Genomic DNA, 11,633 nt, shown 5'->3' with positions numbered 1-11,633 from the left:
TTGTTTTAAAATTAACCATCCCCGTCACATCGAAGATCTGATTCCCTCCGGAAAGGGAGAATTGTCAGTCTTTCAATTGTAATATTCAGCGGAAAGGGTAATTTTTCAATATTCTGCTTTTTCCGGATAGGCTGTTGATTCTCCGGAAGTAATTTCCTGAGTTTCTGTTTTTTGAAAAAATCAGAGATTTTTGTATTGAAAAATTGAGTATATATTCCCGGAAACCGTTGTTTTTAGTATTTTTACGCATGAGCAATTTTATAGATTTCAACTCGGCAAAAAAACTTCATCATATGCAGGCTAACCAAAACAGAATTTCACAGCTTTTTAATATCAAATATCCCATTATTCAGGCAGGAATGATCTGGCATTCAGGATGGAGGCTTGCTTCAGCCGTTTCCAACTGTGGCGGATTGGGGCTGATTGGTGCGGGAAGTATGTACCCCGATATTTTAAGGGAAAATATTCAAAAATGTAAGCAGGCAACCGATAAGCCTTTTGGAGTGAATGTTCCGATGCTATACCCGAATCTTGAGGAAATTATCAATATCATCCTGGAAGAAGAAGTGAAGATTGTGTTTACGTCAGCAGGTAACCCTAAAACATATACAGAGACCCTTCAGAAAGAAGGTATAAAGGTTGCTCATGTAGTTTCTTCTACCAAATTTGCAGTAAAATGTGAAGATGCGGGGGTAGATGCAATCGTAGCTGAAGGCTTTGAAGCCGGAGGCCACAACGGAAGAGATGAAACGACAACGTTTTGCCTTATTCCTAATGTGAGAAAGCATATTTCCAGGCCGTTAATTGCAGCAGGAGGAATTGCTTTAGGTTCGCAGATGAAAGCTGCTATGATCTTGGGGGCAGACGGTGTACAGATAGGTTCCCGTTTTGCTGCTACTACAGAGGCCAGCGCTCATGAGAACTGGAAAAAGAAAATTACCGAGCTGCAGGAGGGAGATACTCATCTTACCTTAAAAGAATTAGCTCCTGTAAGGATGGTTAAAAATAATTTCTTCAACGAGCTGGAAGATATTTACCAGAGCGGAAGAAATAAAGAAGCTTTGACCGCATCATTGGGAAGAGCCAGAGCCAAGAAAGGAATGTTTGAAGGAGATATGGAAGACGGTGAGCTGGAAATAGGGCAGGTTTCTGCCCTGATCGATGAAGTTCTTCCGGTGGAAACGGTTTTCAGTCACCTGTTACAGGAATTTGAAGATACGAAAATGCCCGGTTTTTAATATAATTTTACTTGATGGAAGGACGAATAATTGAGGTAAAGGATAAAAAATTATACATAGAATATAATAATTCATTCGAAAACAGGCCCACTATTGTTTTTCTGCATGATTCACTGGGTTCAGTACAGCTTTGGAGGGATCTTCCTGTTCAACTGTCTGATGCTGTACAATGCAATGTTCTTGCTTACGACCGTTTGGGATATGGAAGATCATATCCGATGCCTGCTCATGAAAGACCGGTCAACTATATGGAACTTGAGGCTGATATATTGAATGATCTGCTGACAGAACTTAATATAGATAATGCCATTCTGTTCGGACACAGTGACGGAGGAACTATTGCATTGATCACCGCGGCAAAATACCCGGAAAGAGTAAAAGCTGTGATCTGTGAAGCCGGACATATTTTTGTAGAAGAAGTAACGTTAAAAGGTGTTTATGATGCCTGGGAAGCTTACAGGACTACCAATCTTGCCGAACGGCTGCAGAAATACCATGGTGATAAAGTGGAGACCCTCTTCAAAGCCTGGACGGAAACCTGGACCCGTGATGACTACAGAAACTGGAATATTGAATATCTTTTGAAAGACATTACCTGCTCATTGTTGTTTATCCAGGGAGAAGCGGATGAGTATGGAACACTGGATCAGGTTGAAAAAACGGTTAGCCAGGTTAGCGGAAGCGCTGAAAAATATATCATTCCGGGGATTGGGCATACTCCACACAAAGAGGTTCCTGAGCTGGTGTTAGAAAAAGCAGCAGGTTTTATCAGTGAAAATTCTTAACACGGAAATAGGTCAGACAAAAAATAAACAAAAAGCTATCTCGAAAGTGAGATAGCTTTTTTAGTCAATAATGCACGAATCCTTCATATTCATGCATTAGTATATGCTTAATAAGTCAGTCTTGCTCCTTATTTTTTTGGCTTTAGAGAAAAGTTATCCAGATAAACTGCCTGATGTACTCCATTCAGCAGCACTTTCAAGCCTAAATTTGAATCTTTTTTTAAAGAAATGTTGAATACCTTTTTATCTCCCGTTATCTTTGAAGGTTTAGCTATTGAAACATATGACTTTGCATCGGAAGTATTGTTGATTGAGAAAACTTCCAGCGTCGTTTCTCCTCCGTTATCAGAAGCATCAAGGGAAAGTGTATAGGTCCCGGCTTTAATTTTTGGAGTTACCAGATACATATTTTCTCCAGGGCTGGTCATGGAATAAAATATAATTCTTTTATCACTGGCGTAAAGCATTGCTTTTCCTGGCTGAGCAGTCCAGCATTTGTCAATATCTTTCCAGGTATCAAAATTTTCTGTAAGTGTGGATACGGTTTTGCACTGTGCGTTTACTGTCAGAAACCCTCCTAAAACAGCCATTCCCGCAAATACGATTTTTCTCATATATCATTTTATATAATGAAGTAAAAGTAGGTAAAAAAGATCATACAGGAAAGCCATTATCTAAGTTTATCATACTTTCTCTCCGGAGTATTTTTTACTATGAATTTTATTATTGAAGACCGGAATTTGTACATATTGCATGCAATAAAACTAAAGCTATTTTTTAGAGCGCTGTTGGCCTGTTTCCGGATTTTTAATGAGCCCTGTTTATGTAAAGTCCAATATTTCTGGAAACTTTTTTACCTGGAAATTATTTTCTCCATTTTGAACAAAATGTTTAAATAATTTTATCATTCTTTTTCTCTCTAATTTTCAGTTTTGTCTTTTCAGCAGATGTTTTCGTACAATAAAATAGCAAAAAATATGCAATAATAATCACAAATATGTGATATAATGAAGTTTTACATTTAGAATGTCAATAATGACACAGAATCATTAAAACTAAATGTTATGAAAAATTTTAAAAAAATTTCGAGAGAAAACCTGAAGAGCTTAAAAGGTGGAGGTCCTTCCAAACCAAACGGAGATACAGGATGCAGTTACATGTGCTGCTCTAATGTAGAGCCTGCAAAGTGTAGTACAATAACAACTGTTAGCTTAGAAGAGTCAGGAACTGTAGGATGCTCAACAGGTTCACATCTTGTAGAGGTCTGAAATATTGATCTTTTAATGGGGTACAGCTGGCATCAGCTGTATTTTTTATGATCCTAATCTATTAGTTATGAAAAAAATGATTTTGCTTTTTTGTTTAATGTATCAGATGATCTCAGCTCAAAATAAAAGATTCATCTATGAATATAGTTTTATTCCTGACTCAACAAACAGAGCTAATATTGTTAAAGATCTTATGTTTTTGGATATTTCCAATGGCAGGTCTCTATTTTACAGCCGTTATAAATTTACTGAAGACTCTACATCGATTGCAGAATCTGAAAAAAAGAAATTCTATATTCCAAAAGCTGATATTTTATACAGAATAGAAAAAAAAGATGGAAAGGTATTTTTTAAAACAAATGACTATGGTTTAGGAAAAATAAAAGTAGAGGATGATCGGAAAATGAACTGGAATGTTTTACCTGAAAAACAAAAGATAGGAGAATACATTGCTCAAAAAGCGACTGTAAGCTTTGGTGGCAGAACATGGATCGCCTGGTTTACAGCAGATATTCCTATTCAGGATGGTCCTTATAAGTTCAACGGACTTCCGGGACTCATTATAAAAATTGAAGATGCAGCTAAAAATCACCGCTATGAATTAGTGGGTATCAGAAATACTATTGGTGAAACCCTATTTCCTGAGTTAAGAACAAGATCAAATGAATTGGTTTTAACCCGGGAGAAATTTATTGATTTGTATAAAAAATATAGAGAAAATCCTGCTGCAGAAACAAGACAATTATATATGGAAGGCAGAATCCCTGATCAGCGGGATACTTCCGGCAATTTCCGGACAGGCGCTGAAATTGTCCGGGAAGTTGAGCAGCTTGCCAGGGAAAGAATAAAAAAAGACAACAATGTCATTGAAATTGATCTGCTGAAATCAGTACAGTAATGAAGAAAGAGATGTTGAAGAGCATTTCTTTTTTCAATTACAGTAATTGAAGCTCTTTCTCAATATTTTCTTTTGCCTGAGCTTCATATTTCTCTTTAAAATATCCGGTTTTAAAGATGCTTTCAAGTTCAAGGAAATGTCTGAGTGCCTTTTTCCGGCCGGGCTTATAAAGGAAATCCGGGTAAATGGAATACTCTTTTCGTATCTTTTGTGTGTAATCTGAGTATGTTTCCCAACCTTTTCCAAGAATGGAAAGATCAGCATCCAAAAGATAATTGATATCTTTATTTTCAGATTTCTGATGAGATTTTGTACTGAGAATCTGAATGGAAACATCCGTAGTTTCCTCTTTGTTTAGTCCTAATTCAGCAAGTCTTTTTTCCGCTGTTGCCGCACTTTTTCCCTCATTGGATTTTGAGGTGGCATCATAGATGATATCATGGTAAAATACAGCAAAAGAAACCAATGTAAAATTTGAAATATCACCTTTCACTCCTTCAAGTTCCAGGAACATATTTTCAAGATGAAGAAGATCATGATAATGCCTGCCTTTTTCAGTATATTTTATTTCAATTTCCTGCCAAAGACGGTTAATGAGTTGCTGATCCTCAGTAAAAGGTAAACAAAGCCGTAAAAACTGATCCTTCAGATTCATGGTGATAAGATATAAAAAAAGGAACTTTTAAAAAGTTCCTCTGTTCGCTTCAAGATTAGCTTTCAGATCGGCCCAGCCGCCACCGTTATAGCCATCTTTCAATCCTTGGGTAGTAAGGTATTCCAACGCTTTTCCGCTTCTGTTTCCGCTTCTGCAGAATAAGATCACCGGCTTTTCAATAGATAGGATTTCTTCCTGTCTGTCTTCTACTTCACCAAGAGGAATATTCTTAGCACCTTCTATATTTCCGTCCATTTCAAGCTCCATTGGCTCACGAACGTCGATTAATTCATAGTTTCCGGATTGTATTACTTCTATTAAAGACATAGTTGTTTGTTTTAAACATTAAATTATGAACGAAATTACGTAATTTTTTTTTGAAAAAAATCCTAATTAAAATATAATTTTTCAGAAAAGAAGCAGGAGATAGAGACTGGCGAAAAATGAAAGATTGATAAAATAATCTTAGTTTTGCAGTGTGAAATTATGAATGCGTCCGCTGAAAAATATTCCCAACTGATCAAAGCCAAGGCAAAACGTTTTGGATTCCAGAACTGTGGTATTTCCAAAGCTGATTTTCTGGAAGAAGATGCACCACGTCTTGAACAGTGGCTGAAGAATAACTTTAATGGCGAAATGAAGTACATGGAAAATCATTTCGATAAAAGGCTTGATCCCAGGCTTTTGGTAGAAGGCTCCAAATCTGTGATCTCACTTTCTTACAATTATTTTCCCGAGGAAAAAATCCCGGTACTGGAGAATTACAAGATCTCAAAATACGCGTATGCAGAAGACTATCATGAGGTAATTAAAGAAATTCTCCGTGAGATGGTTGCTGAACTTCAGGAAGAGATAGGAGAGTTTGGGTTCAGGGTTTTTGTGGATTCAGCACCGGTTCTGGAAAGAAGCTGGGCCAGAAAATCAGGCATAGGCTGGGTGGGAAAGAATGCGAACCTTATTACCAGGCAGAACGGCTCTTTTTATTTTCTGGCGGAAATTATCTGTGATCTTGAACTGATTCCTGATCATGAAACAACAGATCATTGCGGAACCTGCAGAAAATGTATCGATGCCTGTCCTACAAACGCTATCGTTTCTGAAAAGATCATTGACGGAAGCCGCTGTATTTCCTATGCTACGATTGAACTTAAGGATGAAATTCCGGATCATTTTAAAGGTAAAATGGAAGACTGGATGTTTGGTTGTGATATCTGCCAGGATGTATGCCCATGGAACCGTTTTTCTGCACCCCATCAACAAAGCCGCTTCAAACCGAATGAAGCTTTGAAAAACTTTACAAAAGGGGAATGGAAGGAAATTACCCAGGAAATCTTCTCTGAGATCTTCAGAAAATCCCCTGTGAAGAGAACCAAATTTGCCGGTCTGAAGAGAAATATTGAATTTTTACAGAAATCTTCAGATTCATTTTAGCTCAGGCTTTTGGTGACAATCCCTTGTCTGGAATTTTTTGAAGTTCCAAATTAAAGCTGACAATCGACCATTCCTTAAGTTTTCATTCTTAAGGAGGTTAAGATTTAATTGAATAAGTTTCTTAAAAAGCCCTTTCCTAAAAAGAAAAATTGACTTTCAGGAGATCAGATCTCACCGAAAATCAACGTTTTTTTTGTATTCTTTTTGGAGCCGTTTTTACTCTTATTTTAAATCTTTTTTGGGATTTGGTATTTTTACGCATATTTGTGAATATTTCGTAACTAAATATAGTCAATTTTTCGATTAAAACAAATACTTTTACTAAAAATTAAAGATTAAATTTTATTAAAAAACATGACTCTGAAAGCTGTATTGATCTATATTCTGAAAATCGTAGGAATTATTCTGGGAATCGTAGTGATTTATGTTATCCTGGGATTGCTGATCCCATACATTCCCGTTTCTGCTAAAGAAGATGGGCAAAAGAAGGAAATTCCTATTTATATTTATACAAATGGTGTTCATACGGATATTGTAATGCCGGTAAAAAATGACCTTCAGGACTGGAGCCTGAAAATTCCTTTTGCTGATACAAGATCGAAAAGAACAGATTATAATTATATCGGAATAGGATGGGGTGATAAAGGCTTTTACCTTGATACACCGACCTGGGCCGACCTGAAATTTTCAACTGCTGTGAAAGCCGCATTCTGGCTAAGCGATTCAGCAATGCATTGCACCTATTATCAAACAATGAAAGAAGGAGATGATTGTAAAATGATCATGATCAGCCGGGAACAGTATGAAAACCTTGTTAAATTTGTAGAAGCTAAATTCGACAGAGATCAGAACGGAAATTTCATATTGATTCCTACTGACGCTGTTTATGGAGATAATGACGTTTTTTATGATGCGAAAGGAACATACAGTTTTCTTTATACCTGCAATACCTGGTCCAACGACGCTTTGAAAGCTGCAGGACAGAGAGCCGCACTTTGGACCCCTTCAGATTTTGGAATCTTTCAGCATTATAAATATAAATAAGAATGATCCGTATTTTCCTTTTCTGTATTTTACTCTTTGCAGTTTCCTGTGCTCAGGATAAAAAAGAGAACAAAGCTGACAAAGATATCCTTGTCGCCGTACCTATTGAAGAGAAACCTGAAGCAGATCTTTCCAAAATGAAAATTAAAGCGGAAGAAGCATTGCAATTCTGTACTTCAAAGAATTTTAACACTGACTTCTGTATTCTGATCGATATGAGCCTGCATTCCGGTGTCCACCGTTTCTTTATCTGGGACTTTAAAAATAAGTCTGTATCCGGGAAATATCTGGTAGGACACGGCTGCGGATTGAATTCATGGAGTAAAGATGACTCTAAAAACAATCCCGGGTTCAGCAATGAAGATGGAAGCCATCTCTCCTCCCTCGGGAAATATAAACTGCAGGGAAGAGGTCACAGTGATTGGGGAATCAATGTAAAATATCTTATGCATGGCCTGGAAGAAACAAACAGCAACGCTTTGAAAAGATTTATTGTCTTTCATTCCTGGGATCAGATGAGCGATGAGGAAGTATTTCCAAAAGGCTCACCGGAAGGCTGGGGATGTCCTACCGTTTCCAATAATGCCATGAGGGAAATTGATCCGATGATCCGGAGCTCAAACCAACCGGTCCTGATGTGGATCTATCATTAAAAATAAGTAAGATGAAACATAAACTTGTCAGAGAACAACAGCTCAGCTGTGATATAGAAACCGCCTGGAAATTCTTTTCATCCGCTAATAATCTTTCAGAGATTACCCCCAAAGATATGGGGTTTATTGTGCTGACAAAAATGGATCGTGATGAAATCTATGAAGGTATGCTTATCGATTATTATGTATCCCCGTTATTTGGAATTAAAATGAAATGGCAGACTGAAATCACCCATGTAGATTTCCGGAAAAGCTTCATTGACTTCCAGAAAAAAGGTCCTTACAAGCTATGGAATCATCATCATGAGTTTATCCCGAATGAAAACGGAGTGCTTATGAAAGACACCATAGACTATGAGCTTCCGATGGGATTTCTGGGAGAAATAGCCCACTCTCTTTTTGTCAGAAAGAAACTGGAATATATCTTTGATTATCGTTTTAAAGTGTTGAATGAATTATTTTAAAAATACCCGGTATTTACTGATTTTTTAATTTCTTTCTACATGGTCTTTAAATTTAATTGCCAGTAATTCTGTCTAATTAATTTAACGCTTTATTTTTTTATTTTCCTACTGATTTTGCCGATTCAGCAGATCATTATTCGTAAATCAAATCAGCGGGATTTGCAAAATCAGCGAGAAATAATATTTTAATGCAAATTTAAAAAGGCTCTAAAACGATTTAAAAAATATTTATATCTTCGCAGTAAGATTTTAACGGAAAAAATATAAAGCATTAGCTTTCTTGTCTTGGTAAAACTGGTAATTTTAAGAGAAACAAGAATATGCAGTGCTCACGTTTGGCGTGGGTTTGTTTATTTGTTTCTCGGGTATACCAGTACCTCCAAGACAGTAGACATGGCTTCACGCCTATTTCTATTATAATAAAGTTCCCTGCTTCTATTATTTTATCCTGTTTTTTATTGATTTTATAAAAGTTATCATAAAATGCGACAGGTTCTGTCGCCACGGCTTGATAGCTTTGTATTAGTTAACCTAAGTACAAACTTTAAAACCCTATTTTTATGAAAACATTGTATTTATCAGGGTAGATTCATTTACCGTAAAATCCCCCATGTTAAAAATGGGATTTTCCCTGTTGTGGGAATTTTTGAAATTTTTTATATTCACGCAAAAATTACAATTAATGAAGAAAAATTACTTAAGCGCACTATTCTTATGCACTACTTTGGGCTTATACGCCCAGGAAGTTGTCTGGCAGAAAGACATCAAATCCTCTACTCAGGATTTTCTAAGTCAGGTTACTACAACGATCGATCAGCAATACCTTATTACGGGAAGTTCTATTCAGACCAAAGGCCAGTCGCCAGCTGCTAACAGCCAGCAGCAGAACAACGGTTATGATTTTCATCTGGTAAAACTGAATCAACAGGGCGAAGAAGTCTGGGAAAAGTATTTCTCCGGCCAGAATCATGATTATCTGTCTGCAACAGTTACCACACAGGACGGTGGATTTTTAGTTTCGGGTACCTCATATTCTAATAAGGGTCTGGATAAAAAAGATGATTCCAAAGGAGGTTCTGACATTTGGCTGATCCGTCTTAATGAATTCGGAGATGAATTATGGCAGAAAACCTTGGGAACATCTTCTGATGAAGAGGCCAGAGCAGTGATCCAAACCACAGATCTGGGATTCTTTGTAGCCGGCAATGTACAAAATTCATCCAAAGGCTATGGTTCCAAAGATGCCTGGATCATCAGGCTGGATAAAGACGGAAAGGAATTATCCCAACTTATCTTAGGAGGAAAAGGACTGGATGAAGTCGAAAAAATGATACCAACGAAAGACGGCGGAGCGCTCCTTGGTATTTATTCCAGGAGTTCCGAGGTTCGTGATTCGGGTTCAGGAGTAAGAAATCCAGAGACCAAACTTCCGACCGGTCAATCTGCCAACCGAAACTTATCATCTGCAACCTCTACAGCTATTAGCCAGTTGCCAAAAGCCAGCAGCAATTTCGGTGAAGGCGACTACTGGATCGTAAAGCTGGATAAGAACGGAAAAGTAGAATGGGAAAAGAACTATGGAGGGAAAGGAGATGATCATATCAGAACTTTGGCTTTAACTTCAAACGGATATGTTATAGGCGGAGAATCCAGATCCGAAAGATCCGGCAATAAAACTGTAAGCATAGAAGAAGGTACAGATCTTTGGGTGATCGCTTTGAATGAAAAAGGAGAAGAGCAGTGGCAGAAATCCTACAACTTTGGCAACCGTGATATTCTGATGAGTATGAGTACCATTCAGAGTCAAGATACCAGAGCTAAGAGTCAAGACCTAACAAAAGGAATTCTTTTAGGGGGTTATACCCATGCTGAGGGAAGAATCGAGAAGGAAGATGAGACATTTTGGATGCTATATCTGGATGGAAAGGGAAATGAGCAGTGGAGGAAGCATGTAACAGGAGAATCAAGACAAAGAGAAGAAAGGCTTTCAGATTTAAAGCTAAACAGGGATGGATCTATTGTTCTGGCTGGTACCAGTGCAACGGAATTAGGAAAGGAGAACTGGAAGATCGTAAAACTGGGAGATAAGCAGGTGGACCAGCTGATCGAGAAATATGATATCAAGATCTATCCGAATCCGGTGTCTGATTATGCTTATGTAGAAATCGGCTATGATTTCAAGGAAGCAGATATTATGCTGTATGATATGAGTGGAAGACAGCTTCAGAATCTGAAGACGAAGAATAAAGTGACTAAGATTAATACCCAGTCTCTGGTACAGGGAGCTTATCTGGTTACGATAAAGACTGATACCAATAAAACAGCGAACGCCAAACTGATAAAAAAATAAAAACTGACAATCATGAAAAAAATACTATTGGGTTCTTTTTTACTGACTGCTTTATCAGGAAACATTAGTATTTCCGGGCAGGAGAGAATAGGACTTCAGAAATATGATTATGTAACCAACGGAGATGCCAATATATACCAGGGAATCCCTAATATATCCCTTCCATTGTTCGGTCTTGATATTCCTACAACAGGAGTAGACATCAATTTATCGATAAGCTATACTACAGAAAGCTTAGCAGCATTTAGTCTTATCAGTGATGTAGGACAGGGATGGAATCTGTCTGGTGTAGGCAGTATTGTAAGAAACAAAACCCGCAAGGCAGAGGATTACCTTAAACGGAGTAACGGCAGGGTAGAATCTGATGTTTTTAATTATAGCTATCCCGGTGGAGGCGGAAAATTTTTTATAACCAATGATAATGTTTCCCAAGTGCTGACAGCAGTACATGTGTCTCCGTCAAATGATAAAATAACCATTACCAAAGATACATCAGAAGGGAAAATAAAGTCTTTCACCATTACCGATACAAAAGGAAATACTTATCTTTTTGACAAACTGAATATCAATAAAATAACTATAAGTGATCTAAATACCGTTACAAAACTGGTAAATAGCGGTTTTTTCCTTTCCAAAATTTTTAATGTAAAGAATGAGGAAGTGGCTGCTGTCGAATACGAAACAACCACTGATTCCAGTACCGGATTAGGCGTTTTGCAACGGCAAAAGATAAAAAAAATTACGGTTCATGGAGTCGGGAGCATAGAATACCTTTAGATTTGCAAAAGGATTTAGTATTAAATTAGACCTTTAGATTTGCAAAAGGATTTAGTATTAAATTAGACAA

Annotated in this window: 13 protein-coding genes; 10 read left to right on the top strand and 3 right to left on the bottom strand. The window is 37.3% G+C overall.

Annotated features, from left to right (window positions below):
• The first annotated feature begins 248 nt into the window (after positions 1-248).
• Together AC4IF5_RS18640 and AC4IF5_RS18635 are read left to right on the top strand one after the other, a co-directional pair.
• Positions 249-1,238 (top strand): NAD(P)H-dependent flavin oxidoreductase, encoded by a 990-nt coding sequence (locus AC4IF5_RS18640; RefSeq protein WP_490737182.1) that lies wholly within the window; start codon positions 249-251, stop codon positions 1,236-1,238.
• Positions 1,239-1,252: 14 nt separating this feature from the next.
• Positions 1,253-2,023, top strand: coding sequence for an alpha/beta fold hydrolase (locus AC4IF5_RS18635; RefSeq protein ID WP_490737181.1), 771 nt, complete (start codon positions 1,253-1,255; stop codon positions 2,021-2,023).
• A gap of 128 nt (positions 2,024-2,151) precedes the next feature.
• On the opposite strand, the gene AC4IF5_RS18630 is transcribed toward AC4IF5_RS18635, so the two are convergent.
• A complete protein-coding gene (locus AC4IF5_RS18630; RefSeq protein ID WP_490737179.1) occupies positions 2,152-2,637 on the bottom strand; it encodes a hypothetical protein in 486 nt (161 codons plus the stop codon).
• Positions 2,638-3,087: 450 nt separating this feature from the next.
• On the opposite strand from AC4IF5_RS18630, the gene AC4IF5_RS18625 reads away from it, so the two are divergent.
• Positions 3,088-3,291 (top strand): bacteriocin-like protein, encoded by a 204-nt coding sequence (locus tag AC4IF5_RS18625; RefSeq protein WP_490737178.1) that lies wholly within the window; start codon positions 3,088-3,090, stop codon positions 3,289-3,291.
• 67 nt (positions 3,292-3,358) lie between these two features.
• A complete protein-coding gene (locus AC4IF5_RS18620) occupies positions 3,359-4,189 on the top strand; it encodes a GLPGLI family protein (protein ID WP_490737177.1) in 831 nt (276 codons plus the stop codon).
• A 37-nt stretch (positions 4,190-4,226) separates the two neighbouring features.
• Here AC4IF5_RS18620 and AC4IF5_RS18615 read toward each other — a convergent pair whose 3' ends face one another.
• Positions 4,227-4,844: an HD domain-containing protein gene (locus AC4IF5_RS18615; protein ID WP_490737176.1), complete on the bottom strand. Its 618-nt coding sequence runs from the start codon at positions 4,842-4,844 to the stop codon at positions 4,227-4,229.
• A 27-nt stretch (positions 4,845-4,871) separates the two neighbouring features.
• Positions 4,872-5,171, bottom strand: coding sequence for a rhodanese-like domain-containing protein (locus AC4IF5_RS18610; RefSeq protein ID WP_490737174.1), 300 nt, complete (start codon positions 5,169-5,171; stop codon positions 4,872-4,874).
• Positions 5,172-5,330: 159 nt separating this feature from the next.
• Here AC4IF5_RS18610 and queG point away from each other — a divergent pair, with 159 nt between their 5' ends.
• The 6 genes from queG (at position 5,331) to AC4IF5_RS18580 (ending at position 11,563) form a co-directional block, all read left to right on the top strand.
• Positions 5,331-6,275, top strand: a complete 945-nt coding sequence (gene queG, locus AC4IF5_RS18605; protein ID WP_490737172.1) for a tRNA epoxyqueuosine(34) reductase QueG — start codon at positions 5,331-5,333, stop codon at positions 6,273-6,275.
• Between the two features lie 354 nt (positions 6,276-6,629).
• Positions 6,630-7,319, top strand: coding sequence for a TIGR02117 family protein (locus AC4IF5_RS18600; protein WP_490737170.1), 690 nt, complete (start codon positions 6,630-6,632; stop codon positions 7,317-7,319).
• Between the two features lie 2 nt (positions 7,320-7,321).
• Entirely contained in the window at positions 7,322-7,972 is a 651-nt protein-coding gene (locus AC4IF5_RS18595) for a murein L,D-transpeptidase catalytic domain-containing protein (protein WP_490737168.1), read from the top strand.
• 11 nt (positions 7,973-7,983) lie between these two features.
• Positions 7,984-8,436: an SRPBCC family protein gene (locus tag AC4IF5_RS18590; protein WP_490737166.1), complete on the top strand. Its 453-nt coding sequence runs from the start codon at positions 7,984-7,986 to the stop codon at positions 8,434-8,436.
• 682 nt (positions 8,437-9,118) lie between these two features.
• The gene (locus AC4IF5_RS18585) at positions 9,119-10,786 is read left to right on the top strand and encodes a T9SS type A sorting domain-containing protein (protein WP_490737164.1); all 1,668 of its coding nucleotides are present in this window, start codon (positions 9,119-9,121) and stop codon (positions 10,784-10,786) included.
• A 12-nt stretch (positions 10,787-10,798) separates the two neighbouring features.
• Complete coding sequence (locus tag AC4IF5_RS18580) at positions 10,799-11,563, top strand: hypothetical protein (protein ID WP_490737162.1); 765 nt, start codon at positions 10,799-10,801, stop codon at positions 11,561-11,563.
• Positions 11,564-11,633 lie beyond the last annotated feature (70 nt).

It is taken from the genome of Chryseobacterium sp. UF-290 (assembly GCF_058245615.1).
The sequence above is the reverse complement of the archived record's forward strand: the minus strand, read 5'-3'. Positions and strand labels throughout refer to the sequence as shown.